Here is a 25,267-nt window from a genome sequence, read left to right on the forward strand (position 1 = left end):
GTCAGGCGGCGGAGCCGGGCTCCTCGGCGGCGAGCGCCGGCGTGTCCCGCGCCTCCTCGGCGGCGGTCCCGTGCACGGCCCCGGCGGCGTCCACCCGCAGGGGCGGGACCGTGAAGCCGAGAAGGTGCCGGACGGTGTCCCAGAGCGCGCCGAAGGTGGCCCGCATCGACGGGTCCCGCAGGTAGACGGCGTCGACCGCGACCCGCGCCGGGACGATCCGCTCGATGTAGCCGGCGAGGTCGACCTCCTCGCCCGGGCCGAGCACGTCGAAGTCGCGGAACCGGACCTCCGACACGCCCGTCAGGGCCGGGCCGGTGGTCGAAGATCCAGCGGTGCCGCCCGTCGTAGTGGACGGCGAGGTCGTAGGTCTCCGGGCGCGGCCCGACGAGCGTCATCTGGCCGCGCAGGACGTTCACCAGCTGCGGCAGCTCGTCCAGCGACCACCGGCGCAGGATCTTCCCGGTCCGCGTCAGGCGCGGGTCGCAGTTGGCGGTGACGGCGAGGCCGCCGACGCCCTGCCGCATCGTCCGGAACTTGTACATGGTGAAGGGCCTCCCGCCCTGCCCGACCCGCGTCTGCCGGAACACGCCCGGCCCCGGGCTGGACAGCCGCACCAGCAGGTAGACGACCAGCAGCGGGACGCTGAGGAGCAGCAGCCCGGCGGCCGCTCCGGCGACGTCCAGCACGCGGCGCGCCGTGGACGGAGGGACGCCGTCGGACGTGTCGACGGGACGGCTCGCGAACTCGGACATGATCACCCCTTGTCTTCGGGTGCGGGGGACGCGGGTGCGGGGGACGCGGGCGCGGACTTCCCGACGCGCCGGAACAGGACGAGCAGCGCCGCCGTCGTGGCGACGAAGGAGACGGACGTGGCGACCGCGGCGCCGACCGCGCCGTGCGCGGGGATCAGGACCGCGCCGAGGGCGACGACGACCGCGAGCCCGATGCCCTGCCCGGCGGACGCGGCGCCCGGCCGCCCGACCCCGTACAGGCAGGCCATGACGAGCCCGGTGACCCCGAACGTCACGACGCCCGCGAGCCGGATGTAGGTGGGCACGACCGCGTCGTCGAACACGTCACCGAAGATCCACGGCAGCGCGGTCCCGGCGATGAGGGCGAGCGGCAGCGCGGTCAGGGCCGACACGGCGAGCGCGGGCAGGATCAGGCGGGCCGTCCGTCGCACCGCGGTGTCCCGGTCGTCCTTGGCGAAGTCCGGATACAGGATGTAGTTGACGGCGAGCCCGGGAAGCTGCACGAGCTCGGCGAACTTGCTCGCGACCGTGTACACGCCTAGGACCTTCGGCCCGGCGAGCGCGCCGAGCAGCGCCATGTCGAACCGCAGTTGCAGCAGGTCGATGAGCTGGCCGAGGTAGCCGCGGAGCCCGTACCCGGCGATGGAGCCGCCGAGCCGCCGGTCGGGGCGCCCCCACCCGGCGAAGAACCCGCGCCGCGCGAGCCGCCGGGCGATCCACGCGGCGGCGGCGACGTCGGCGAGCACCAGACCGCTGATCAGCGCGCCGGGCCCGTACCAGCCGGTGAGGAGCACGAGGTAGATCGGCAGGAACACGAACTCCTCGACGGCGATGGCGAGGCTCGCGCCCGGCTGGTCGCCGGTCCCCTGGAGCAGGCCCTTGCCGACCGAGACGAAGCCCTGCGTGAAGGACGGCGCGGCGGCGGCGACCGCGACCCACGGCCCGAACGACTTGAAGAACACCAGGTAGACCAGCGGGCTGAGCGCCAGCCAGCCCGCACCGGAGATCGTCGCGCCGATCACGGTCAGCCACGCCAGCGTGGGCCGCACCCGGCTCTGGTCGTAGTCGCTCCGGGCGAGGAAGTACGGCGCCGCGCCCGGCAGCCCGGCGCTGGACAGCTGGCACAGCAGTCCCGGCAGGATCCGGACGAGCGTGAACGCGCCGACGAGCTCGGGCCCGCCGATCCGCGCCACCAGGATCGTCGCCACGCCGAGCGAGGCGAGCGCGCCGACCCGTCCCGCCACGTTCCCCGCGACCAGCGCCAGCAACCTGCGCCGCGCGTTTCCCCCGCCGCCCCCGCCGCCCTCGGGCTCGGGCGCCCGGGGCGGCGGTACGGCGACCGCCGCACCGTTCCGGTTCGCCGGGGGGCCGGGCATGGCCGATGAGACGGCGGGCGTGCTCGCCCGCGGCCGGGGGCGCCGGCGGGCGGGTGCGTCGCCGCGGCGCCCGAAGAGGTCGAGCGCGGCGATCAGCCCGAAGATCGCCCAGCCGTGGCGGTAGTGGAGCGTCTCGTAGAACAGGCCGGAGACGAGGAAGACGGCGACGAGCGCGCCGAACAGCTCGGGACGCGGGACGAGCCGCGCGTACTCGCCGGTCAGGGCGTTCCGGCGGGCGATCCGCACGCACTTCAGCAGCAGGACGAAGACCAGCGCGACCAGCGCGACGCCCCCGAGGAAGCCGCGCTCCAGGACGGCGGCGACGTAGTCGTTGTGCGCCTCCCGGACGTAGGTCTCCTGCCGCACCAGCATCTGCCGCTCGGTCTGGCCGGGGCCGATGCCCCACGGGTGCGTCTGGTCGTCGATCATCTGGAGGGTGGTGCTGAGAACCGTGCCGCGCGAGTTCGTGCTCTCCCCGGTCGTCCGCCCGATGGAGTCGCGCAGGATCGGGGACGCCTGGCTGGCCTGGTCCAGGTACGGCTGGACGTCGACCTGGGTGACGACCGCGACGCCGGCCCCACCGACGAACACGGCGAACAGCCCGACGGCCAGCGCGTGGTGGGCTTTGCCTTCGCGGAACAGCCGGAACAGGTGGCCGAGCAGCACCGCGACGCAGAGCGCGAGCAGCCCGCCGTTCGAGCCGGTGAGGATCTCGGCGGCGAGCAGGATCCCGCAGACCGCCCACCTCTTCCCCCTGGCCCGCGGATACCCGGTCGCTCGGGCGATGAAGAAGACGCAGATGAACCAGTTGGAGGCGTAGTTCGCGTCGCCGAACGTGAACATCGCGCGCTCGCCGTCGACCTGCTTGCCGGACAGCGCCTCGATGCCCAGCACGAAACCGACGATCATGACGGCGGCGTAGCTCGTCCCGATCCACACGAACGCGCGGAGCGCCACCCTCAGCAGCGCCGGGTCGCGGCCGAGGTTGGCGACGCTCACCGCCCACAGCAGCACGAACATGTCCTTGAGCAGGGTGAGCGCGCCCGCCTCGTTGACGATGGCGGCGATCCCGCCCGCGATGATCGTCAGCAGGGTCGGGACGAGGAACGGCCACCGCACCGGGAGCCCGCGGGTGCCCGCCCACACCAGCGTCGTCGCGATGAGACCGACCAGCGCCAGGTCGGGCAGCCCGGTGTTGCCGGGGCCCGGCGGGAGCCCGGCCGGCATCAGCATCGGCAGCGAGGCGATGCCCGCGACCAGCACGGCGGCCACCGGCCGCGGGCCGCGCTTCAGCGGCGGCGGCGCGGGCGGGGCCTCGATCACCGTGGTCATGGCCGGCGGGAGTCGCCTCGGTAGGTCTCGTCCAGGACGGTCCCGAGGTATCCGGGCGAGAACCATTCGCCGACCCTGGCCCGGGCCCGCTCCGCCATCCGCGCGGCGGCGGCCGGGTCGTTCAGCAGCGCCGACACCCCGGCGGCGAGCCCGGCGGGCTCCCCGGGCGGGACGAGCACGCCGGTCTCCCCGGCGAGCACGAGGTCCTGGTTGGACGGGACGGCCGTCGCTACCAGCGGGATCCCCGCCCCGATCGCCTCGACCAGCACGCACGGGAGGCCCTCCCAGCGGCTCGCCATCGCCATCACGTCGAAGGCGGGCAGCACGTCGGCGACGTCGCCGCGGTGCCCGAGCCAGCGCATCCGCTCGCCGATGCCGAGCCCGGCGGTGAGCCTCTCCATCTCGCCCGCCATCGGGCCGCCGCCGACCCACAGGCCGAACACGTCGTCCGGGAGCCGGGCGATCGCCCTGGCGAAGATCTCCGGTCCCTTCTGGAACGTCAGCCGCCCGACCGACCCGACGACCTTCACGCCGAGCGGCAGGCCGAGGCGGCGGCGGGCCTGGGCGCGGGAGCCGGGCGCGGACGCGTAGGCGTCCACGTCCACGGCCGGCCATGACAGCCGGACCCGCTCCGGCGTGGCCAGCCCGAGCCGCAACGCCGTCGTCACCGTCTCCGACCCGATCGCGAGGAACGCGTCGGTGCGCTTCGCCGCGATCCGTTCGAGGCGGATGTAGAGGTGCCGCCGCGCCCGCGACTGGAACTCGTTGAACGGGAACCCGTGCCACGTGTGGACGATGCGGGGGACGCCCGCGCGGGCCGCCGCGATCCGTCCGAGCACGCCGCCCTTCGCGCTGTGGGTGTGGACGACGTCGTACCGCCCCTCCGCCAGGACGCCGGTCAGCGTCCTCAGCGCGGCGAGGTCGTCGCGCGGCGACACCTGCGGCACCAGCGGCCCCACCTGGACGATCTCCATCCCGGCCGCGTGCGCCCGCCCGGTGAGGTCGCCGGCGGCGGCGTTCGCGACGGCCTCCTCCCCGTAGAGGACGCCGTCGCCGGTGGAGGAGGCCGTGCTGTCCATGCCGACGCCGCCGGTGACGATCGTGCGCTGGTAGCCGCCGTCCGGCAGAGCCAGCGCGCCGTTCAGCGCGACCTGGCCGGCGCCCCCGTTGAACCGGGTGATCACCGTCGCGACTCGGAGCTTCCTCGTGGTGCTCACGCGCTCCGGCTCCGCAGCGCCGTGGAGAGCGCGGCGACGACGCGTTCGACGCCGTCGGCCGTCAGCCCCGGGTACAGCGGAAGCGACAGCAACTCCTCACCGACCCGGTCGGTCACCGGCACCTGAGCGCACTCTTCATCGCCCAGGATCCGCTGGTACGCCGTCATCTGGTTCGCCGGGATGAAGTGCACGGACGTCGCGACGCCCGCCGCCTCCAGCTCGGCGCTGACCGCGTCCCGGTCCGGCACCCGGACCTGGTAGAGGTGCCAGGCGTGCTGCACGCCGTCCAGGTCGCGCTGCGGCAGGACGAGACCGGGCAGGCCCGCGAGCTCCGCGTCGTAGCGGGCCGTGATCTCGGCGCGGTCCCGCTGCCAGCCCGGCAGCGCCGCGAGCTGCGCCCGCCCGATCGCCGCCTGGACGTCGGTCATGTTGGCCTTCAGCCCGACCGTCTTCACGTCGTAACGCCAGCTGCCGCCGGGCAGGTACCGCTTCCACGAGTCCTTGCTCATCCCGTGCATCCGCATCGCGCGGACCCGGTCGGCGAACTCCCCGTCGCTCGACGCCACCGCGCCGCCCTCGCCGATGGGCATGTTCTTGGTGGCGTAGAAGGAGAAGCACGCCGCGAACGACTCCGACCCGACCGGCCTGCCACCGCGTCCGGCGCCGGGCCCGTGCGCCGCGTCCTCGACGACCTTCGTCCGGTCGAGGCCCGCCGCCGCGGCGAGCGCCGCGACGTCCACCGGGTAGCCGCCCTGGTTCTGGACGACCATCGCCGCGGGAACGGCGCGGCGGGCCGCCGCCGCGACCGTCGCGGGGCTCGGGACGAGCGTGTCCTCGTCGATGTCGACCAGCACGGGCCGGTGCCCCGCGTGCAGGATCGCGTTGATCGCGCCGCAGAACGTCAGGCTCGGCGTCAGCACCGCCGAACCCGGGGGGAGGTCCAGCGCCCGCAGGCACAGCTCCAGCGCGGCCGTGCACGAGGACACCGCGACGACGTGCGCGGCGCCCAGATGATCGGCGAACTCCTGCTCGAACGCGGCCGTCTGCGGCCCCGTCGTGATCCAACCCGAGTCGAGCACCTTGACGACGGCGTCGGCCACCTCACCGGACACCGACGGAACCGTGAACGGAACGGACGTACTCATCTGGTCACCCCTTGATCTTCCGGGACGCGCCGACGACGCCGAGCAGCGGCCAGCCGGACGCGGCGACCAGGTCGCGGACGGTCTCCAGCCCCGCCGCCCTCGTCACCGGACCGACGACCACGACCACGCCGACCAGGTCGTCCGAACCCGGATCGATCTCCTCGAACGCGTGCACCTGGCAGAGCCGGAGCGCCGGGACCGCCTTCTTCGCCATCACGGCGGTGCCGGCGCGGACCACCGACGTGCTGCTCTTCCCCTTGCCGGACCCGCCGCCGGCCGGCGGCGTCCCGCCCTTGCCGTCGCCGTCGCCTTCGCCGTCCGGGGCGTCGTCTCCGGGGCGGGCCGTGACGACCTTCGTGCCGTCCCCGTAGACGGCGGACGCGACCGACGACACCACGCCGGCCGGCAGCGGGCCGGGCGCACCGACCAGCGCGACCCGTCCGACCCCCTCCTTCTTCACCGCGAGCCGGACGCGCCGCCCGAGGTCGGCGAGCTGCTCGGGCCCCCGGTCGGCCCAGCCGAGCAGCGGAACCCCGAGCCGCCGCGCGACCCGCCGCTGCCCCGGGATCGTGGGACGGGCCGTCTCCGTCACCACCGCGATCAGGATGCCGCCGACCAGCCCGACCAGCCCCGCGATGGCCGCCGTCATCACGACCGGGTTCGTGCGCGGTGCCAGGACCGCCGGCTGCACCACCGACGCCGTCCCGGCCGACGACAGCTGCGTCTGCAGGTCCGACCGGTTCGACCGCAGGTCGGTGAGCTCGGCCTGCACCCGCTCGCGCTCGTTGGCGGCGCCGATGTCGGGGTTCGGCTGCGCGCCCGCCCGCCGCGACAGCGGGCCGAGACGCTTCTCCAGCGTCCGGACGCGCTTGTCGATGTCGTCCATCTGCTGCCGGATCGAGCCCTGGTTGGACTCGTTGATCTCCTTGACGACCGCGGCGCCGAGCGCGTCGGCCAGCCGCCGCGCCACGCCCGGGTCGCGGTCCTTCACCGACAGCTCCACCACGGTGGACGTCCCGAGCCCGGTCACCCCGATCGCCTTCGCCGTCTTCACCGTGGACCGGTCGGCGCGCTGCTGCCGCAGGACCCCGCTCAGCAGGTTCTCGCTGGTCGCGAACGCCTTCACCTGGCTGACCACGATGGACACGCCCGCGTCCCCGGGCGCCGCGTCGGTCGCCCTGCTGCTCGCCTGCAACCGCGTCGCGGCCGTGTACGGCGGCTCCCGCCCGTTCATGGCCAGGCCCACCAGCACCAGGGGGAGGAGCGTCATGACCAGCAGGAGCGCCCAGTAACTCCGGACCACCCGCGCGGCGACTTCGTCGATCTCCACGATCCCCCCTCCGGCTCCGTCATGGCCGAGCGTAAGAAGCCGCTTGTCCGGAGGAATCACACAAATGACGACCCCGCTCTACGCCGTTTGCACCAGAGCGCGCCCCACGCTCAGTAGTCGTCCGAGGTCGGCCGCATGCCGGCGCGCATCGCGAGGGTGATGGCCTCCAGGGCGGAGTGCAGGTCGAGCTTGGCCAGCAGGTTCTGCGTGTGGGTGCGGACGGTGTTCGCCGACAGGCCCAGCCGCTCGGCGATCTCCGCGCGGCCGAGGCCGTCCACCATGCACTGCAGGACCTCGCGCTCCCGCGGCGTCAGCTCGGCGATCAGCCCGTCGCCGCCGCCCTCCGTCAGCCTGCGCAGCACCTCGCCGAGCACGTCCGGGGGGATCCAGCCGCCCTGCCGCGCCGCGGACCGGATCACCCGGGCGACGAGGTCGGCGCTCTCGGTCTTCTCCACCCAGCCGACGGCGCCGGTCCGGACCGCCCGCACCATCGCGTCCACGTCGCTCATCGCGGTCAGCATGACGACCCGGACGTGGGGGTACCGCTTGCGGACCCGCTCCAGGACGTCCAGCCCGTTCTCCGTGTCCAGCGTCATGTCGAGGACGAGGACCCGCGGGCGCTCGGCGGCGGTCAGCGCCAGCGCTCGCCGCACGTCGGCGGCGATCGGGAGGATCACCAGGTCGGGCTCGCGCCCCAGCCGGGCCGCGAGGGCCTCGGCGAAGAGCGCGTGATCGTCCACGATGAGGACACGGATCGGTTCCATGCACCGACGATGACCGCTGCGCGGGCCCGGCGGATCCTGCAAACGCTGTACTTCGTTTCGGCCGCCCGATTGCCGGAACCCGATTTGCGGCCTCGCAGCGCGAAGGCTCCGGGGAAGGCTCGTGCGCGGACGCGGCCGGGCCCGGCCGGTTCACGCGAGTCCGGACCCGGTCACCTCGAACGCGGGACATTGACCGCCCGCCGCCGCCTGCTCATCCTGTGGCTGGAACTTCAGGGGACGCACTGGCCTGCAGGGATGCCACATGAAAGTGCTGATCACAGGGGGAGCCGGCTTCATCGGCAGCACGATCGCCTCCGCCTTCACCGAGCGCGGCGCCACTCCCGTGGTGCTCGACAGCCTCATCACCGGACGGCGGGAGTTCGCCGACGGCAAGGTCTTCTACCAGGGCGACATCGGGGACGGGGACCTGGTCGACGAGATCTTCCGCGACCATCCCGACATCGCGCTCACCGTGCACTGCGCCGCGCTGATCGTGGTGCCCGACTCGATGACGGACCCGCTGCGCTACTACCGGGTCAACCTGTCCAGGACCCTCGACCTCGCGGGCCACCTCGTCCGCAACGGCTGCGATCGGATGATCTTCGCGTCCACCGCGGGGATGTACCGCCCGGAGGCCGACCTGTCGGTCACCGAGACGTCCGAGCTCGAACCGCAGAACCCCTACACCCGCTCGAAGATGATGGCGGAGCTGCTCTTGCGGGACTTCTGCGAGGCGTACGGGCTGCGCGTCATCTCGCTGCGCTACCTCAACCCGATCGGCGCCGACCCGCGCCTGCGCACCGGCCTGCAGAACAGCAAGCCCACCCACGCCCTCGGCAAGATGATCGAGTGCTACGCGACGGGCGTGCCCTTCAAGATCACAGGGGTGGACTGGGAGACCCGCGACGGCACCGCGATCCGCGACTACATCCACGTCTGGGACATCGCCCGCGCCTTCCACGCGGCCGCCGCCCGCTTCGACGCGATCATCCCGCCGGCCGGCGACCACGCCCGCTACGAGGTGATCAACCTCGGCACCGGCGACGGCGTCACCGTCCGCGAACTCGTCGCCGCCTTCCGCGAGGTCGTCGGCGACTCCTTCCGCGCCGAGGACGCCCCCGCCCGCCCCGGCGACGTGGTCGGCGCCTACGTCGACCCGGCCAAGGCCTGGGATCTGCTCGCCTGGAAGCCCGAGTACACCGTCGAGGACGCCATCCGCCACTCCCTCCAGTGGGCCGAGCGCCGAAGGGAATCGGACGTCGCCTGACCCGCCCCCCACCGGTCCGTCCGGTCGCCCGTACCTTCCGCTGGGGCGACCGGACGGACCGCGTCTCAGTAGGTGGCGGAGCGCTCGTACTGCGCCCAGACCCCATCGTCGAAGTACGGGGAGAGGTTGTAAGTGGGGTCATGGACGATGTGGCTGAGGACGCCGTTGATGAGGCCCAGACGCGTGCTCGCGTCGTAGTCCTTCAGCCACGGGCCGCCGCTGCTCCCACGGGGGTAGTCGCAGTCGATCCTGACCCTGCTCTCGGGCGGCGGCAGGAAGATCCGCGTCTCCCCGAAGCACTCCTTCTGGGTGAGCAGCGGGCCCAGGTAGGAGATGACGGTCCGGGGAGCGACGTACGGCTGGTTGATGATGATGCCGTTCTCACCGACCGCGTCGCCGAGCCGTCTGCCCTGCTGATTCGGCTTGACGTTGATGAAGCCGAAGTCGTAACGGTCGTCGCCGTCCACGCCCCACTGCTTGACGCTGTTGGCCCGGAAGCCTTCGAAGACCCCGAACGGCGCCGGTTGGTCCTTGGAGGCGCCGGGCCGGAACTTGAAGTTCTCGTACTTGCGGCTCTCACCGCCCTTCGACATGCAGTGCCCGGCGGTGATGACCAGGTTCCTGTTGTTGCTCCTGACCACGGCCCCCGTGCAGAGACCGTGCTCGTGGGTGACGGGATCGTCGAACTCCAGGCGTCCCACGGTCGGGTTGAAGCCCGCCGCGAGCCGCGAGGCGCCGACGTGGGCGGGGCCGCGTGGAAGCACCAGATGCGGCGCCCCTGACGGCGCCGACGCCCCCTCCGTCTCCACGGACGCGACGGCGGCACCCCCGACCCCGGTGACGAGCACGGGAGCGAGAAGTAACGCCCCTATTTTGATATATTTTAGGGCGAAGTATCTTTTTCTCATCGAATTCTCCGTACCGGCGAATTGGTGCACGGATGGACGAGAGTCCAATCTAGAGAAGAAAACGGTGCGCGAAATCCACTTCCATGCCGATGTGTTTTCGCCTGGCCTGAGTTATGGCCGATCGATGACCGGGCGCCCCGCCGCGGCGGTCGGCGTCATCGTCGCCACCGACGACTCCGGCGGCCCGCGCACGCCCGCACCGGCCGCGTCGCAGCGGCTCGACGCGCGCACGGTGCTGCTGGCCAGCGCCGAGGGCGCGGCCCATACCCCTGCGACCACCGGGGCCTACTGATACCCGGGAACGTGAGACCCGCCTCGTCGGCCCCACCAGGAAGCCGCCCCCCGGCAGCGAGAGGGCGCGGAAGAAGCGCTGGACGAAGTCTCCGCCGGTGACCGCCTACGTGAGCACGACGCAGGACACCTGGAGCGGCCTTGATCGCCACGAGCGCACGATCACCGGCATCGACCGGAAGATCACCTTCCCGAGCGCGGCCGAGCAGGCCAGGTGGAGTGCGCTGGGCGCGCCGGAGCTGGAGCCGTGGTCGGCCAAGCGGCAGGTCAACGACTACGACTTCTCGCGCATCAGGCTCACCAAGACCCAGCGGAACACGACGGTCTCCGCGCTGACAACTCGGGCGACCGGAAGTCCCCGTCGCTCGTCATGACCTACCAGACGACGGGCTGGGTGCGTCACCTCGGCGACCGTCCCTGACGTGGGCCCGGGATCACGCGGCGTGGTCCCGGGCCGGGTGTCACGCCTCCCGGACGCTGACCGCGGCGCGGTGGTGGCGGGGCGCCTCGATCTCGTCGAGGAGGGCGATCGCGAAGTCCGCGTACGTGATCCGGCTGGCCGGGTCGCCATGGTCGGCGACCCGGTACCGGCCGGTGGGCGTCCCGTCATGGTCGAAGTCGCCCGCGGGGGCCACGTACGCCCAGTCGAGGCCGGAGGTTCCGAGCTCGTCCAGGCCCGCCGCGTGGCCGAGGTAGAAGGAGCGGTACTCGGTGGGGTAGCCGGGCTCGTCCATCAGGGGAGCACCGGACGCCCCAGGCATGATCGATGCGAGGCCGACCACCACGAGGCGGCTCACGCCCGCCTTCGCCAGGCCGGTGGCCAGGGCGCGAGACGACGCGGTGAAGAAGTCGTGCGGCGGCACCGACAGGTCCACGGCGGCGCTGACGGCGGCGTCGTGCCCGGCGGCCACCTGCTCGATGCTCACCGCGTCCGTGACGTCGCCCGCCACCACACGCACGTCGGCCAGGTCGCCGTGACGCCCTGGGGCGCGCACCACGGCGGTGACCTGGTGCCCGCGCCGGCGCGCCTCCGCGACGGCCTGCCGCCCGGCCCGTCCACCCGCACCGAAGACCACGATGTTCATGAAGAGTCCCCTTCTCACCAGGGCCGGAACCCGATTCCCGACCGCTGTGCGGACGCTATAAGGGGCCGTGGTTACCGCCGGGATACCGGTTAATCTGGGGCCATGAGGGAACCCCTGCCCGCCGACATGTTCGACGAGCTGTGCCCGTCCTCGCTCAACCCGATCCGGTTCGGCGACAAGTGGGCCGGGCTCATCATCCGCTGCCTGGAGCAAGGGCCCCGCCGGTACTCCGAGCTGCGCGTGCCGCTCAGCCGCGTCACCCCCAAGGTCCTGACCCAGTCGCTGCGGGCCCTCGAACGCGACGGCCTGGTCAAGCGCACCGTCTACGCCGAGGCCACCCGGCACGTGGAGTACGAACTGACGCCCCTGGGCCGCAGCATGCTCGAACCGATCGCGTTCGCCTGCGCCTGGGTGGAGGAGCACTGGGACGAACTCCTCGAAGCCCGCGAGTCGAACACCCTCGCCCGATGACGCCGGCGGCCGTGCTGGAGAATTTGCCGGACGGCCTGTGGGCCACCCGGTATGTCGGCGCTCGCTTTCCGGGCTCGCCGCAGGTGGCCGCCACGCCTGGGCTCGCCGAAGGGGCCAACTGCCAGCTGTTCGCCTACGAGGTGCTCAGATGGTTCGGATTCGACCCGCCCGACCTGCGGTCGAGCGAACTCTGGGCTGATGCCGAGTTCACCGAGCGGGTAGATGCGGCCCGCCCCTACGACCTGGTCCTGTTCAACGCCACCCAGAACCCCTGGGGCGCCCACGTGGGAATCTGCGCCGGCGAAGACCAGATCCTGCACCTGTGCGCCGAGGTAGGACACCCCGCCGTTTGGACCTGGCAAGACTTCAAAACCCGGCCGAGATACCAGACCCTGATAGGCGCCAAACGAGTCCTCCGCCGCCTCCCCGCCCCGGGAGCATGAGCGCCGCCGCAGACGAGTCACACGGGGGGCCACCCGATCGCGACGGCGAATGCGGAAAACTGGGGGCATGGTGCCTGAACCGGTCGTCGAGGCCGTGGACGTGAGGATCGCGCTGGGGGGCGGCCCGGTTCTGCGCGGGGTGGGCCTCCGGGCGGAGCGGGGTGAGATCGTGGCCGTGCTCGGGGAGAACGGCGCGGGCAAGTCGACCTTGCTGCGCTGCCTGGCGGGTCTTCAACCCGGCGTGGCGGGTCAGATCCGGATCTTCCGTCGGGCGCCGGTGGACGCGGCGTGGTTCTGGCGCGATGTCGCGTGCGTCGCCGAAGAGCCCGCGTGGTATCCGGGCCTGAGCGTCCGGGAGCATCTGGAGTTGATGCCGGCGGTGCACGGCGGGGCGCGGATGGAGATCGGCGCGGCACTTGAGGCGTTCGGCCTGGACGGGCGGGCGGACATGGCGCCGCCGGCGATGTCCACCGGGCAGCGGCAGCGGCTGTCGCTGGCGATGGCGCTGGTCAGGCCGAGCCGGCTGCTGTTGCTGGACGAGCCGGAGCGCGGGCTCGACCCGGACTTCAGGGAGCGGCTCGCGGCGGGCATCCGCGCGTACGCGGCGGGCGGGGGAACGGTGGTGATGGCGACGCACGATCTGTCGCTCGTCGATGCCGCCCGCGCCCGTCCGGTGACGTTGGAGGCCGCGTGACAGCGTCGCGTTCGGGCGGGCGCCGCGCCCGCGGGAGAGGCGAGCGGGACGTGAAGTCATGGTCGGACCGGTACTCCGCGGCGTTCGGCGCGGTGATGGCGCTGGTGCTGCTGGCCCCCCTGTCGGGCACGGTCCTGGCGAACCTGCCGGAGCGGGTGTCCGCGCCCAGAGCGGGGGCCGGTGTCGCCTTGGTCGCGCTGGCTTATGCGGGCTATCTGGCGCTGGCCCGATCGTTCGGGCCCGTCGCCGTGTCCGCGGCCGACGCGGCGTGGCTGGTGCTGTCACCGTTGCCGCGCCGGAGCGTGCTGCGCAAGACGGTCGTGGTCCTGGCGGCGGTGTCGTTGCTGGCCGGCCTGGCGGTCGCCCTGGGCCTGCTGTCGGCGGTCGGCGTGCGCGACCAGTTCGCGCCGCGGCTACTGGTCGCCGCCGTTCTGGGCGTCTCGGCGGGCGTCGGGGGCATGGCGGCGGCCGTCAGGGCGCAGGCGTCCCAGATCTGGGACGCCTGGCTGGTCGCCGCGATCGTCGTGCTCGCGGTGTTCGCGGTGCTGGCGGCTCTCCAGGTCGGCGGCCGGGCGTCGCCGCTCGCCGCCGCGGCGGGAGGTTCCGCGGACGCGTGGGCCGCCTCGGCGGTCGCGGCGGCGACCGCCGCCGCCGTGCTGGTGCGGTGTGCGTGGACGGCGCTCGGGCACGTCCCGGCGCACCGGATCCTGGCGGCCTCGACGCGGACGGGCACCGTGGTGGCCGCGGCGGTCGTCCTGGATCCCGGCGCGCTGAGCTGGATCGCGGAAGACGCCCACTGGCGGCGCCGCATCCTGCGTTCGCGGCCGCTGCCGCGCTGGTTGCGCGGCTCGCCGGCGCTCGCGTGGGCCGAGTGGCGCGGTCTGGTGCGGCGCCCGGGCCGGGCGGCGCTGCTGGCCGCGAGTACCGCGCTGCCCGCACTGGCGGCCCGCGCGGGCGATGGCCTCACGCCGGTCGTGTCGGTCGCGGTCGCCGCTGGAACGCTCGCCGCGGCGGCGGCCTGCACGTCCGGTGCCCGGCGGGACGTCCAGGATCCGAGCCTGATGCGGCTGTCGGCCGCCGGGGGCCGCTCCCTGCTGGCCGCCCGGTCGCTGTTGCCCGCGCTGGTGGGCGGTGGCTGGCTGGCCCTGGCACTGACGGGCCTGTCGGCGACCGGCGTGCTCGGCGCGGGCCCGTGGTGGCTGTTCGGCCCGGCCTGCGCACCGGCGGTCGCCGCCGGCGCACTGCGCATGGCGCGGCGCCGCCCCATCGACCATTCGATGCCGGTCGTCGCCACGCCCTTCGGCGCTCTGCCGACGGGCCCGGTCATCTGGGCACTGACCGGCGCCGACCTGGCCTCGCTGGGCTGCGCGCCCTTCCTGCTGGCCCTGAACGGCCCGGGAACCGTCCTGCTCCCCGCCCAGGCGCTGTTCGGCACGGCCACCACGGCCCTCTACCTCCTGACCGCCCACCCACGGGACGGCAGGTAGAGCTCTCTGCCGCCGCAGCGGACAGATGCCTGCTGGGCGCTCACATGTCCAGACAGAGCAGAGCAGTGATCGTCTTCTTGCGGATGTCGCAGTGCATGGGCGCCTCCTCAGGGCTGAGCGCCCTCGCCGAGGCGTCGCAAGTGGAGTCGGCCCTGGTCAGTTCTGAGGCTTGTGGCGGGTGAGCATGCCGGAGAAGCCCCAGCCGAGGCCGAGGAGTACCGCGCCCGCGGCTGCGATGAGGCCGAGGGCGTTCACGTCGAGGACGGCGAGGAGCCCGATGACGAGGCCGTAAACGATGGTGAGGACGAAGAGGGCCTGCCGGACGGGGTTCTTGTTCATGGGCACGATGATCCTGTGACTTGGAGGGCAGTACTATCCACCGGTCGGTGGACAGTAGGGCGGGCGGGGGATCGGGGCGTGACCGGTGATCCTGGGGTGGCGCGGGCGGAGAACGCCTGGCAGCGCTCGTATCCGTTCTGGGACGCCTACTTCGCGATGGTGCTGGTCGGGACCATCGCCGCGACGGCCGCCGACGCGGTGCCGCCGGGCAGGCGGGCCGCGGCGATCGGGTTGCTCGTCCTGCTGAGCCTGGCGTACGCGGCGACCGGGCGGAAGGCGCTGCGGTCGCAGGAGGTGCCGCGGCCCGGGTGCAGGATCTACGCGGTCGCGCTGATCTGCATGTTCGTCCCCGCGACGCTGCTCGCGCCGGTGGCGGCGACGGGGCTGGCCGCGCTGGCGCCGCAGGTCTACATGATGTACGGGACGGCCCGCGGCTTCGCGCTGATGGTCGCGCTTTTCTCCGGGCCGGTCGGGCTCGGGCTGGCGAGGTCCGGGGCGGGCCGGGCGGTGGCGGTCGTGATCATCACGGCGGCGCTCGCGTGCAGCGTGCTGCTCGCCGTGTTCATCGGACGGCTCGGCCGTCAGAACCGCGAGCGGATGCGCCTGATCGAGGAGTTGGACCGGACGCGGGACGAGCTGGCCGGGGTGAGCCGGGAGGCGGGGGTGCTCGCCGAGCGGGAGCGGCTGGCCCGCGACATCCACGACACGATCGCGCAGGGGTTCACGTCCATCACGATGCTGCTGCAGGCGGCGGAGGCGGAGGTCGGGCCGAACCGGCATCTGGAGCTCGCCGCCCGGGCGGCGCGGGAGAACCTGGCCGAGACGCGGGGCCTGGTCGCGGCGCTGGCACCGCCCGCGCTGGACGGCGGCTCGCTCGTGGAGGCGCTGCGGAAGATGGCCCGCGAATTCGACGTACCCGTCGATCTGGTCGTGGACGGGGAACCGCGGTCGCTGGACGCGGTGGAGGTCGTCCTGCTGCGGGTGACGCAGGAGGCGCTCGCGAACGTCCGGAAGCATTCGGGGGCGGAGTCGGTGCGGGTGTCGCTGGTCTACGGCGATCCGGTGCGGCTGACCGTTGCCGACGACGGGTGCGGGTTCGAGCCGGGGCGAGCCGGCCGCGGATTCGGGCTGCGCGGGATGCGGAGCCGGGTCGAGCAGGCCGGCGGGACGTTCACCGTCGCGGGAGGGCGGGGTACGAGGGTCGAGGTGGCGGTGCCGTGCTCCGCGTCATGATCGTCGACGACCATCCGATCGTCCGGGAGGGGCTGCGGGGGATGCTCGCGGCGGAGACGGACATCGAGGTGGCGGCGGAGGCCGCGTCCGGGGACGAGGCCGTCGCGGTGGTGCCGTCCGTCGGTCCGGACGTCATCCTGATGGATCTGCGGATGCCGTCCGGGGACGGGGTGAGCGCGATCGAGCGGTTGCCGGGCCACCGGATCCTCGTGCTGACGACGTTCCAGGAGGACGCCGGCATCGTCCGGGCGATCGAGGCCGGCGCCGCCGGGTACCTGCTCAAGGACGCCTCGCGGGCCGACCTCGCCGCGGCGGTCAGGGACGTCGCGGCCGGCCGGCGGGTGCTGTCGCCGGAGGTGTCGGCGCGGCTGGCGGCGGCGGGCGAGGCGCGGCCGCCCGTCCTGTCGGCGCGGGAGTCGCAGGTGCTCGCCCTGGTAGCGGAGGGCCTCACCAACGCCGAGATCGGCGCGCGCCTCTACATCGGCCAGGCGACCGTGAAGACCCACCTCCTGCGCATCTTCGGCAAACTCGGCGTCTCCGACCGCACGGCGGCGGTGATGGCCGCCCTGGAGCACGGCATCCTGCCTGCGCCCTGACCAACACGCCCCGAAGGTCTGCTCGGCATTCCGGCCAACGCCCGTCATCTCGCCTCCTCGATCCGGAGCCTGCGCGCCGGCCGGGCCCAGCCGCACGAACTCATCGGAGACGGTGAACAGGGCACCGAGTGAGAGCTTCTTCACGCCGGAGGCTTGGGATGGGCTCGTTGGACGCCTACACGTCCAGGTAGAGGAGTGCCGTGATGGTCTTTTTGCAGATGTCGCAGTGCATAGGGGCCTCCTCGGAGGCGAGGTCGCACTCGACGGTGGTGACGCGGTCGACGACGCCGGTTTCCTCTTCGGCAGCCCAGGCTTCCGCCCAGCGGCGCGTGTTCGCGCTGAGACCGTCGAGGTAGCCTGCCGTCATCTCGTAGAAGGCGCGGACGCCGTGTTCTTTCATATAGCGCCAGTTGAACTGGAGGGACAGCAGCGCGATAGGGAACGGGTGCTCGACCAGGCCGCGGGCCCAACGCTCGGAGACGTCGTCGATGTCAAGGCGGGAAGCGCGTTCGTCGAGGAGCCGCCACATGCCGCTCCGGTCATATTCCGTCAGTGTTCCAGCGAGGAGACGACGGGCTGCCGCGAGATTGCCGGTCTTCTTCTCGAAGAGGTCTGAGACGGTGGCGAGGACTAAACCGTCCGAGCCCTTCCGTGCGTCGTCGATGGCCTGCTTGAGCAGTACCGCGTAGGCCGATTCCCAGGACAGGCATTCCCCGAACGTCGACCAGGGGTCCGGAAACCCCCGCTCCTTGATCGCGGCGAAGATGCGATCTCCTTGGACACCCATGCTCGGCTCCTTCTGAAGTCACCTTGACGGCGCGCATCTCCTGATGAGGTGCGCGGCGAGTTCGTTGGTCGGGATCTGCGCCTGCTCGCCCGAGTCCATGTCCCGGACGGTGACCACTCCGGCCTCCTTGTCGGACGCGCCGTAGATCAGCGCGAAGCGGGCATGGCGGTCGGCAGCCCATTTGAGCTGTTTGGCGAGCTTGCGGCTTGCGGCCAGATAGATCTCGGTGCTCAGCCCGGCGTCTCTCAGCCGCGCGGCGAAGCCCGCCAACTCTGTCGAGGTGTCTTCGGCGATCACTGTCGCCGCCACATCGAGTCGATGGACGTCGCCTTCGTGGTCGCTCAGCAGGCCGATGATCCGCTCGATGCCGAGGGAACCGCCGCAGGCGGGGACGTCCGGGCCGCCGAGCGCGGAGATCAGCCCGTCGTAGCGGCCGCCGCTGGCGATCGAGCCCGGCATTCCCTCCGCCGTCACCTCGAAGATCACGCCGGTGTAGTAGTCGAGCCCCCGCACGAGGCTCGGAGTGAAGGCGATCCGTTCACGACCCACCTTCCCGGCGGCCAGCTCCAGCAGCCCAGTGATCTCCTCAAGGCCGGCCCGCCCGGCTTCGCTGTCCTTCAGCGTGGTGTGCATCCGTTCCACCGCATCGGCGGCGGTCAGGTCGTTCACCAACGCCTCGGCGATATGCGCTGGGAGAGACCGCGCCTCCACCAGCTCGGCGGCGACCCTTTCCGGAGCGAGTTTGTCGAGCTTGTCCAAGGTGATCAGCACGCCGCCGCCCAGCTCTGCCGGAACACCGTAGACCTCCAGCAGTCCGGACAGCGCCTGGCGTGAGTTCACCAGAACCTGGTAGTTCCGCACGCCGACCGCGTCCAGCGCGTCGGTGAGGGCGCACACCACCTCGGCATCTGCGAGAGGAGATGCCGACCCGACCACGTCCACGTCGCATTGTGCGAACTCCCGGAAGCGGCCCTTGCCCGGGCGGTCCGCCCGCCACACCGGCCCCATCGCATACCGCTTGTACGGGGTGGGCAACTGGGACCCGTAGTTCGCGACGACACGGGCGAGCGGCACGGTCATGTCGTAGCGCAGCGCGAGATCGGCCTCACCCGTGGCCTCGTGCTCACCACGTCGAAGGATCTTGAAGATCAGTTTGTCGCCCTCGTCGCCGTACTTGCCGGTCAGAGTCTCCAGCCGCTCGAACGCCGGCGTCTGCAACGGCTCGAATCCATAGCGTTCGAACACCTCGCGGATCTGCGTGAACACACGCTCGCGGGTGCGCAGGACACCGGCGAGGAAGTCGCGGGTGCCGGACGGGGGGTCGAACTGCCGTGATGCCATGGGGACTCCTGACCCAACGTGATCGAAGAGGCAAAAGGGCGAAGAATGGAACAGGTCCGAAGAGGCCGCCGGGTGATACCGCCTCCTCGCAGGCCGGACAGTGCTGCCGTTCCTCGATCGTAGCGACCGGAAATCATCCGTCGTGTCGAAGCACACCCGCCTTCCGGAAACCGCAGCTTGTGGCGTGATGTCTCCCTTAAGGCGAAGTGCTCGTTTGGCGTGCTGCCTGCAATGAGGTGGGGGCAGGGGCGTTGACCGGCCCGAGGTTCGGCCATCGGTCGGACAAAAGCACATGGATAGCCTGGGGTAGAGGCGAGTTGGCCCAACACGCCCGATCTGAAATTGTGCGAGCGGACCGGGGCCTAGTGGAGCGTCCCCCGAGAAGGCGGGTCATCGCCTATCTGTGGGTGACGCTTGCTGTTACCAGGTGGAGGGGAACATGCGGTGTTTGAGGAGGGTGTCTACCTCGGCGGCGGCCTGTTCGGTGTTGTCGCAGGGGGAGAGATAGCCGTTCTTGCCGCGTCCGACCTGGTAGTAGGCCCAGTTTCGTCCGGGTGTGGGGCGGACGCTCACGGTCAGGCGGACGTGGTCGTCGGGGCTGAACGCGGCCTCTCGTCTGGACGATCAGCGGGCGCAGCGGGCCCATACGACCTTTCCCTCCTCGTTGAGCGGCCGGACGCCCCAGTCGTGGGCGAGCTCGGACAGCAGGAGTAACCCGCGCCCGCCCTCGGCGTCGTCGTCCTTGCCCTGGACGACGGGAAGGGCCCTGCTCTCGTCCCACACCTCGATGACGGTAAGCGGCTCACGGACGTCGGGGAAGATCCGCACGACGATGTGCCCGACCCCCACGTGCTTGTAGCTGTTGGTAACCAGCTCGGTAACCACGAGCCGCCCGACGAAGTCGTCAGCGTGCCCGAGGGCCGTGAAGCGCTCGGTGAGGTAGCGCCGCGCTCGCCTGGGTGCCTCCTTGTTCGGCTCCAGGACGAGCGCCGGAGCCTCCGGCGCAAGAGCGATTCCTGACATCCGCCTGACCTCCATTCGTGTCCGGTCCTCGTAGCTCCCAGTAAGCACCCCGAGAACATGGAGTTACTGTTAACCTTCGGAAAGAAGAAACAACTCGATGTTGATCTGCGAGTAAGGGTTGATGATCGTCCTCCCTGGTTAAGGAATGGTGATCATGACGTCCCCCCGACGACGTGCGATGACGTCGCCCGCGCTGGCGGCATTCGGGCGGCAGTTCAGGCGCCACCGAGAGCGCGCGGGGTTAAGTCAGGCCAGGGTGGCGCAGCGCACCGGCAAGACCGCGTCCTTCGTCTCCCAGGTCGAAAGCGGGAAGAAACGGTGCAGGCGCGACTTCGTCGAGATCATGGATCCGGAGTTCAGGGCGGGAGGCGTCCTCCTCAACCTCTATGACGACCTGAACGGTGACGGAGGGCTGGGCTTCCCGACGTGGTTCGACTGGCCCGATGTGGAGGGCGAGGCCGACGTGCTGACCTGGTGGGAGCACTCGGTCATTCCGGGGCTTCTGCAGAAGGAGAGCTATGCTCGCGCCTTTCTTGCCGCCGACGAGGCCGTGGCCGCCCGCATGGCACGCCAGGAGATCCTCACTCGCGAGGTTCCCGCTCCCGTCTGCTTGATCGCGTACATCAGCGAGCGTGTGCTCACCAACTTCATCGGCTCGAAGGAAGTCATGCGAGAGCAGCTCGAACATCTGACGGTGGTGAGCGAGTTGCCGAACGTGACGATCCAGGTGGTGGTGAACGATGACGGTGTTCCGGTCGCGACTGGCGGAGCCTTCATTGTCGCGACGATGAGAGACCGGAGTGAGGTGGCGTACCTTGACACGACGGTGCGTGGCATCACCACCGACGATGAGAATGATCTCGCCGGGTTGGCCCGCACGCTGAGGGCATTGGGAAGCAGGGCACTGCCGGCGAACATGTCGCGGGACTTGATACGAAAGGTGGCCGAGGAGAAATGGACTTGAGCGGCGCCGCGTGGCGCAAGGCGACGAAGAGTGGTGAAAACGGCGGTGCGTGTGTCGAGGTAGCTGACATCACGGGAGCTGTGGCCATTCGCGACAGCAAAGATCCCGATGGTCCAAAACTCGTCATCGGCCACGGTGATTTCTGGCGCTTCGCCGCCGCACTCAAGAAACTTTGACCCGTCACTGGTCAAAGGAGTGATCCGGCTTCCTGGGCGGGGCGATAGGAGCCGGTTGTGGAATCTCAGACTGATGGTTTTGTTGCCGCATAAAACTGCCGTTACCTGTGGAGATGGCCGTCGTCCGCGACGACGGGGTGATGTCCGCACGTCACGGAACACCGCCCGCCGTCGTCCCGCCGATCCGAGGGTCTGGCCGCCCGCATCGCGAAGGTGGTCGCGGCCTCGGCGAGTGGTGGTTGCGTGCGGTGCTTTATTCTAGTGCTAGAGTAATGCTGTGGCTGCTGATCTGACGCCTGCTGAGCTGACGTTGCTCGGGCTGCTCGTGGAGAGGCCCAGGCATGGGTATGAGCTGGACGAAGTCATCGACGGCCGGGGGATGCGGGAGTGGACTGAGATCGGGTTCAGTTCGATCTACTACCTGCTGACGCGGCTGCGGGACCGTGGGCTGATCGCCGAGGTCGACGCGCCGCGCGGTGGGCGGGGGAAGGCCCGGCGGGTGTACGGGCCGACGCCTGAGGGGTACCGGGTGTGCGCGCGGGCGGCCGAGGCCGCGGTGGCCGAGCTCCGGCCGGTGTTCCCGCCTCTGCTGGTCGGCCTGGCCAACCAGCCGGTCATTCCGCCCGACCGCCTGCGGGCCGCGCTCGATCGGCGGTCCACGGCGCTGGCGGAGAAGATCGCGGCCGTCAGCGCGGCCCGCGACGCGCAACCCGACGCGCCCGGGTTCGTCCGCGCCACCTTCGACTACTCGCTGGGTCAGCTCGCGGCCGAACAGCAATGGCTGGACGACTACCGGGCGGCCGAAGTCGGCGACCAGTCTCCACCAAGCCCCCGGCCGGAAGGCAGACGACCGTGACCCGCTATGACGTGAAGCGCGAGCTCAAGCAGTGCTACGCGCCCAAGAACACCGACTGGGCGCTGGTCGAGGTGCCCGCGCAGCAGTTCATCGCCGTGGAGGGCAGTGGCGACCCCAACACCGGCGCCGACTACGCCCGCGCCGTCGAGGCGCTCTACGCCGTCGCCTACACGATCAAGTTCGCGAGCAAGGCCCTCGACCGGGACTTCGTCGTCGGGCCGCTCGAAGGGCTGTGGTGGTCCGACGACCCGGAGGTGTTCGTCACCCGCGTCAAGGACGCCTGGCAGTGGCGCATGCTCATCAGCCAGCCCGACTGGATCACCGAGGACCTCATCGACGAGGCCAGGAAGACGGCGCTGGAGAAGAAGGGCCTTCCCGCCATCGCCGAGGTCCGCCGCGAGACGTTGGACGAGGGCACCTGCGCCCAGCTCCTGCACGTCGGCCCCTACGACGACGAAGGCCCCGCGCTCGCCAGGCTCCACCACGTGTACCTCGCCGCCAACGGCCTGCGCATGTCCGGGCACCATCACGAGATCTACCTCGGCGACCACCGCCGCACCGAGCCCGCCAAGTTCAGGACCGTCCTGCGCCAGCCCGTCCAGGTGTCCGACCTCTGAACTAGGGTGATGCCAGTCCAGCGGGCCCTGGTGCCTGGGAGAGCGTGACCGGAGGATCGATGGCGGCAGGGCGGCCGATGCCGACTCAGGACGACGTGCTCGGGTACTTCGACACGCTGTCGAACTGGGGGCGGTGGGGCGACGACGACGAGCTCGGCACGCTGAACCACATCACCGACGACGTCCGGCTGGCGGCGGCGCGGGCCGTGCGGCACGGCCGGAGCGTGTCGTGCGCGTGGGAGGTCGCCGTGCCGGACGACATGGAGCGGTCGACGACGACGTGCCCGTGCGCCGCCGACATGCCGGGCGCCGAGCACATGCCGAAGGCGTTCCACGACGACCGGCGCTGGGGCTACTCGTCCGAGCGGCTCGGCATCACGTTCCACGGCAACACCCTCACCCACGTCGACTCGCCGTGCCACATCTACTGGGACGGCACGATGTACAACGGGCGGCCGCACTCGCTGGTCGACGCCGCCACGGGGTCGGCGTGGGCGGCCGTCACGGCGGCGGCGAACGGGATCGTCACGCGAGGTGTCCTGCTGGACGTCGCGAGGGTCCGCGACGTGCCGTGGCTGGAACCGGGGCAGGGCGTGACTCCCGACGATCTCGAAGAGGCCGAGCGTCGCCAGGGCGTGCGGGTGCGCCCCGGCGACGCGGTGCTCCTGCGGACCGGTTACGGCCGCGCCCGGCACGGGTCCGGTGCGAGCGGCGGTATCACGCAGGCGGGCTGGCACGCGTCCTGCCTGCCGTGGCTGCACGAACGGGGAGTCGCGCTGATCGGCGCCGACACCCCGCAGGACGTCCAGCCGTCGGGGTACGAGGACGTACTGATGCCGGTCCACGCCGTGGGTCTCGTCGCGATGGGCCTGTGGCTGCTCGACAACTGCGACCTGGAGGCGTGCGCGACGACGGCCGCCGACCTCGGCCAGTGGGACTTCCAGCTCGCCGTCGCCCCGGTCCGCTTCGCCGGGACGTCCGGCAGCCCGGTCAACCCGATCGCCACGTTCTGACCGCGGGCGCGACGTCCCGGTCTCGAACACGTGCTCAGATGTCGTAACAGAGTCGGCGGTATGCGTCGTGCCGGCTCACTCCGCGAGCGCGCTCGTGATCGCAGTGATGCTGCCGTGCGGCAGCCACGCGCCGGTGGGGTGACGATGGTCCGGGACGCCGGGTACGAGAAGCGGCGAGGCCGCGTAGAGCCGTACCGGCCCCTCGCGGGCGGTCTTCAGCCACGCGGTGTACCCCGCGGCGGATGCCGGTTCGCCGGGGAAACGGCGGCTCAACTCGGCGATGTACCTCACCGCCGCCGGATCACCGGTGGGGAACCGCAGCGGTAGCAACTGACCGGCCGGCGGTACGAGCAGCGACGTGTTGAGCAGCCAGGGCGCGAGGTAGGTGCCCTGGGAGGCCGTGTGCCCCGTGCCGACGTCACGTACCACTCCGTAGGCGGTCCCCCAGCCCGCCACGATCATGAGTGGAATCCGCGCCCGGCCCGGGGCGGCGACGGTGATGTGCTCGCGCCGCGCCGCGGCTCGGACGATCGTGGCCGCCTGCCGGCTGCGGGGTGCGGAGTCCGCGACCAGGCCCAGCGTGCGCGCACCGCGGCCGGCCACGAACCGGACCATGGCCCTCAGCGCGGCGGCGTCGGCGGCCGTGAGCCGGTCGGCCGGGCAGGACCGGAGCGGGCCGGCCGCCCCCGCGAGGATCCGGCCCAGGGCGACGCTGGCACACTCCGGCCCGTCCGATCCACGAAGATCGGGAGCACCACCGTCACGGGGGCCGGTGTCGACCTCCACGGCTTTCAGGGTGCCCATGACCTTGACCCACAGCCGGCTGCGCCCGGCGGGAAGCCATACCTGCGCCCAGATGTTCCCGGTGCCGGGCCGGGCGGCCGCGGCAGTGAGCCGGCCGCGCCCGGCCCCGACGTACGCGCGGTCGGCACCGACATGGACGAGGTTCCAGCCGGGCCGGGCAGGCGCGACGAGAACCGGTATCAGCCGCCCGCCGGCGTCGATACCGTCCATGAACGGAACCCCCGGCGCGGGCGGTACGGCCGGCGGCGGCATGGCCACGAGCGCCGCTCCGGCGAAGCCCGTGAGGGCGAGGCCCACCGCCGTGCTCGCCGAACGGGCCGGCGCCCGCGTCATCGGGCGGCCGGAGCGCCTGAGCCAGACCACCGTCACGGCTGCGGCACAGCCCGCGGCAAGGATCGCATCGGCGGCGAGGACGGCCGTCCAGGTGGCACTGGACGATGGCGGGCCGTCGTTCGCCAGTCGCGCCGTCGTGGCCGCGGTCAGCGCCGCCGTGGCTGCCAGGATCGCCGGCAGCAGCCGCCGTGCGGTCCGGTCTCGGTCCTCGGCCCGCGCCGTCGCCAGGTGACCCGCCGAACCTGTCCACACGGCCGCGGCCACCCCCTGGAGGAGCACCGCGGCGGCATCGACGACGCCGCGGGCACCCGAGGCGCTTCCGGCCGACAGGGTGGTGGCCAGGTACGTCGCGAGGGCGGCGGTGGACAAGGCGCCCGCGGCGGCACTCGCGGCAGCGCGCGAGAGCAGTGGCGGCAGCGCGAGCGTCAGCACCGCCATCCCCGCGAGCACCGGCGGCAGGGCGCCTCCTATTCCGATCGCCATCACCGGGGAGACGGCGGCCACGGCCGCCGCCATGCGGGTCAGATTCCGGCAACCCGGCGTGGGCGCACCGGCGAGCGGCCGCAGCAGGGCGCTCCCGGCGGCCACCGCGATCGCCACGACCGCAAGGTGACGGAAAGCGG

The 25,267-nt window shown here is 71.8% G+C and carries 27 protein-coding genes and 1 pseudogene; 14 read left to right on the top strand and 14 right to left on the bottom strand.

Annotation, left to right across the window (positions count from 1 at the left end; genetic code table 11):
• Nucleotide 1: 1 nt before the first annotated feature.
• The 7 genes and pseudogenes from BJY14_RS47385 to BJY14_RS27780 form a co-directional block, all read right to left on the bottom strand.
• Nucleotides 2-295, bottom strand: a complete 294-nt coding sequence (locus BJY14_RS47385) for a hypothetical protein (protein ID WP_312879824.1) — start codon at nt 293-295, stop codon at nt 2-4.
• Between the two features lie 61 nt (nt 296-356).
• A pseudogene (locus tag BJY14_RS47390) lies at nt 357-752 on the bottom strand (sugar transferase); the annotation flags it as partial.
• Between the two features lie 2 nt (nt 753-754).
• Nucleotides 755-3,460 carry a lipopolysaccharide biosynthesis protein gene (locus BJY14_RS27760; protein ID WP_179846288.1) on the bottom strand — a complete coding sequence of 902 codons (2,706 nt, stop codon included), beginning with the start codon at nt 3,458-3,460 and terminating at the stop codon, nt 755-757.
• Nucleotides 3,457-4,677, bottom strand: coding sequence for a glycosyltransferase (locus tag BJY14_RS47395; protein WP_179846289.1), 1,221 nt, complete (start codon nt 4,675-4,677; stop codon nt 3,457-3,459). Before BJY14_RS47395 ends, BJY14_RS27760 begins: the two co-directional genes overlap by 4 nt.
• A complete protein-coding gene (locus BJY14_RS27770) occupies nt 4,674-5,822 on the bottom strand; it encodes a DegT/DnrJ/EryC1/StrS family aminotransferase (protein WP_179846290.1) in 1,149 nt (382 codons plus the stop codon). The genes BJY14_RS47395 and BJY14_RS27770 overlap by 4 nt, the downstream gene beginning before the upstream one ends.
• A 4-nt stretch (nt 5,823-5,826) precedes the next feature.
• Nucleotides 5,827-7,152 (bottom strand): YveK family protein, encoded by a 1,326-nt coding sequence (locus BJY14_RS27775; RefSeq protein WP_179846291.1) that lies wholly within the window; start codon nt 7,150-7,152, stop codon nt 5,827-5,829.
• 110 nt (nt 7,153-7,262) lie between these two features.
• Complete coding sequence (locus tag BJY14_RS27780) at nt 7,263-7,916, bottom strand: response regulator (protein ID WP_179846292.1); 654 nt, start codon at nt 7,914-7,916, stop codon at nt 7,263-7,265.
• A 262-nt stretch (nt 7,917-8,178) separates the two neighbouring features.
• On the opposite strand from BJY14_RS27780, the gene galE reads away from it, so the two are divergent.
• Entirely contained in the window at nt 8,179-9,183 is a 1,005-nt protein-coding gene (gene galE / locus BJY14_RS27785) for a UDP-glucose 4-epimerase GalE (protein WP_179846293.1), read from the top strand.
• Nucleotides 9,184-9,248: 65 nt separating this feature from the next.
• Here galE and BJY14_RS27790 read toward each other — a convergent pair whose 3' ends face one another.
• Nucleotides 9,249-9,947, bottom strand: a complete 699-nt coding sequence (locus BJY14_RS27790; protein WP_179846294.1) for a trypsin-like serine peptidase — start codon at nt 9,945-9,947, stop codon at nt 9,249-9,251.
• Between the two features lie 268 nt (nt 9,948-10,215).
• On the opposite strand from BJY14_RS27790, the gene BJY14_RS27795 reads away from it, so the two are divergent.
• Together BJY14_RS27795 and BJY14_RS27800 are read left to right on the top strand one after the other, a co-directional pair.
• A complete protein-coding gene (locus tag BJY14_RS27795) occupies nt 10,216-10,383 on the top strand; it encodes a hypothetical protein (RefSeq protein ID WP_179846295.1) in 168 nt (55 codons plus the stop codon).
• 97 nt (nt 10,384-10,480) lie between these two features.
• Entirely contained in the window at nt 10,481-10,756 is a 276-nt protein-coding gene (locus BJY14_RS27800) for a hypothetical protein (protein ID WP_179846296.1), read from the top strand.
• Between the two features lie 87 nt (nt 10,757-10,843).
• Here BJY14_RS27800 and BJY14_RS27805 read toward each other — a convergent pair whose 3' ends face one another.
• Nucleotides 10,844-11,467 carry an NAD(P)-dependent oxidoreductase gene (locus tag BJY14_RS27805; RefSeq protein WP_179846297.1) on the bottom strand — a complete coding sequence of 208 codons (624 nt, stop codon included), beginning with the start codon at nt 11,465-11,467 and terminating at the stop codon, nt 10,844-10,846.
• Nucleotides 11,468-11,569: 102 nt separating this feature from the next.
• Between BJY14_RS27805 and BJY14_RS27810 the strand changes: the two genes are divergently transcribed.
• The 4 genes from BJY14_RS27810 to BJY14_RS27825 all read left to right on the top strand — a co-directional run bounded on the left by BJY14_RS27810 (nt 11,570) and on the right by BJY14_RS27825 (nt 14,562).
• Complete coding sequence (locus tag BJY14_RS27810) at nt 11,570-11,938, top strand: winged helix-turn-helix transcriptional regulator (protein WP_179846298.1); 369 nt, start codon at nt 11,570-11,572, stop codon at nt 11,936-11,938.
• Nucleotides 11,935-12,381, top strand: a complete 447-nt coding sequence (locus BJY14_RS27815; protein WP_179846299.1) for an NlpC/P60 family protein — start codon at nt 11,935-11,937, stop codon at nt 12,379-12,381. Before BJY14_RS27810 ends, BJY14_RS27815 begins: the two co-directional genes overlap by 4 nt.
• A gap of 67 nt (nt 12,382-12,448) precedes the next feature.
• A complete protein-coding gene (locus tag BJY14_RS27820) occupies nt 12,449-13,075 on the top strand; it encodes an ABC transporter ATP-binding protein (protein WP_179846300.1) in 627 nt (208 codons plus the stop codon).
• Nucleotides 13,072-14,562, top strand: a complete 1,491-nt coding sequence (locus tag BJY14_RS27825) for a DUF6297 family protein (RefSeq protein ID WP_179846301.1) — start codon at nt 13,072-13,074, stop codon at nt 14,560-14,562. The genes BJY14_RS27820 and BJY14_RS27825 overlap by 4 nt, the downstream gene beginning before the upstream one ends.
• Nucleotides 14,563-14,718: 156 nt before the next feature.
• On the opposite strand, the gene BJY14_RS27830 is transcribed toward BJY14_RS27825, so the two are convergent.
• Nucleotides 14,719-14,901, bottom strand: coding sequence for a hypothetical protein (locus BJY14_RS27830; protein WP_179846302.1), 183 nt, complete (start codon nt 14,899-14,901; stop codon nt 14,719-14,721).
• A gap of 78 nt (nt 14,902-14,979) precedes the next feature.
• Here BJY14_RS27830 and BJY14_RS47400 point away from each other — a divergent pair, with 78 nt between their 5' ends.
• Together BJY14_RS47400 and BJY14_RS27840 are read left to right on the top strand one after the other, a co-directional pair.
• Nucleotides 14,980-16,134, top strand: coding sequence for a sensor histidine kinase (locus BJY14_RS47400; RefSeq protein WP_179846303.1), 1,155 nt, complete (start codon nt 14,980-14,982; stop codon nt 16,132-16,134).
• Nucleotides 16,119-16,730, top strand: a complete 612-nt coding sequence (locus tag BJY14_RS27840; protein ID WP_179846304.1) for a response regulator — start codon at nt 16,119-16,121, stop codon at nt 16,728-16,730. The genes BJY14_RS47400 and BJY14_RS27840 overlap by 16 nt, the downstream gene beginning before the upstream one ends.
• 175 nt (nt 16,731-16,905) lie before the next feature.
• Here the strand turns inward: BJY14_RS27840 and BJY14_RS27845 are convergent, their stop codons facing one another.
• From BJY14_RS27845 to BJY14_RS27855, 3 genes are all read right to left on the bottom strand, one after another.
• Complete coding sequence (locus tag BJY14_RS27845) at nt 16,906-17,517, bottom strand: hypothetical protein (protein ID WP_179846305.1); 612 nt, start codon at nt 17,515-17,517, stop codon at nt 16,906-16,908.
• An 18-nt stretch (nt 17,518-17,535) separates the two neighbouring features.
• Nucleotides 17,536-18,858: a histidine--tRNA ligase gene (gene hisS, locus BJY14_RS27850; RefSeq protein ID WP_179846306.1), complete on the bottom strand. Its 1,323-nt coding sequence runs from the start codon at nt 18,856-18,858 to the stop codon at nt 17,536-17,538.
• 624 nt (nt 18,859-19,482) lie between these two features.
• Nucleotides 19,483-19,881, bottom strand: coding sequence for an ATP-binding protein (locus BJY14_RS27855; protein ID WP_179846307.1), 399 nt, complete (start codon nt 19,879-19,881; stop codon nt 19,483-19,485).
• A 178-nt stretch (nt 19,882-20,059) separates the two neighbouring features.
• Between BJY14_RS27855 and BJY14_RS27860 the strand changes: the two genes are divergently transcribed.
• The 5 genes from BJY14_RS27860 to BJY14_RS27880 all read left to right on the top strand — a co-directional run bounded on the left by BJY14_RS27860 (nt 20,060) and on the right by BJY14_RS27880 (nt 23,507).
• Entirely contained in the window at nt 20,060-20,845 is a 786-nt protein-coding gene (locus BJY14_RS27860) for a helix-turn-helix domain-containing protein (protein WP_246396140.1), read from the top strand.
• A complete protein-coding gene (locus BJY14_RS27865) occupies nt 20,836-21,021 on the top strand; it encodes a DUF397 domain-containing protein (protein WP_179846309.1) in 186 nt (61 codons plus the stop codon). The genes BJY14_RS27860 and BJY14_RS27865 overlap by 10 nt, the downstream gene beginning before the upstream one ends.
• A 277-nt stretch (nt 21,022-21,298) precedes the next feature.
• On the top strand, nt 21,299-21,877 hold the full coding sequence (locus BJY14_RS27870) for a PadR family transcriptional regulator (protein WP_179846310.1): 579 nt from the start codon (nt 21,299-21,301) through the stop codon (nt 21,875-21,877).
• On the top strand, nt 21,874-22,494 hold the full coding sequence (locus BJY14_RS27875; protein WP_312879437.1) for a GyrI-like domain-containing protein: 621 nt from the start codon (nt 21,874-21,876) through the stop codon (nt 22,492-22,494). The genes BJY14_RS27870 and BJY14_RS27875 overlap by 4 nt, the downstream gene beginning before the upstream one ends.
• 77 nt (nt 22,495-22,571) lie before the next feature.
• Nucleotides 22,572-23,507, top strand: a complete 936-nt coding sequence (locus tag BJY14_RS27880; RefSeq protein WP_179846312.1) for a cyclase family protein — start codon at nt 22,572-22,574, stop codon at nt 23,505-23,507.
• 75 nt (nt 23,508-23,582) lie between these two features.
• Here BJY14_RS27880 and BJY14_RS27885 read toward each other — a convergent pair whose 3' ends face one another.
• On the bottom strand, nt 23,583-25,244 hold the full coding sequence (locus tag BJY14_RS27885) for a hypothetical protein (protein WP_218905606.1): 1,662 nt from the start codon (nt 25,242-25,244) through the stop codon (nt 23,583-23,585).
• Nucleotides 25,245-25,267: the final 23 nt, after the last annotated feature.

The sequence above is a fragment of the Actinomadura luteofluorescens genome, from assembly GCF_013409365.1.
GTDB lineage: Bacteria > Actinomycetota > Actinomycetes > Streptosporangiales > Streptosporangiaceae > Spirillospora > Spirillospora luteofluorescens.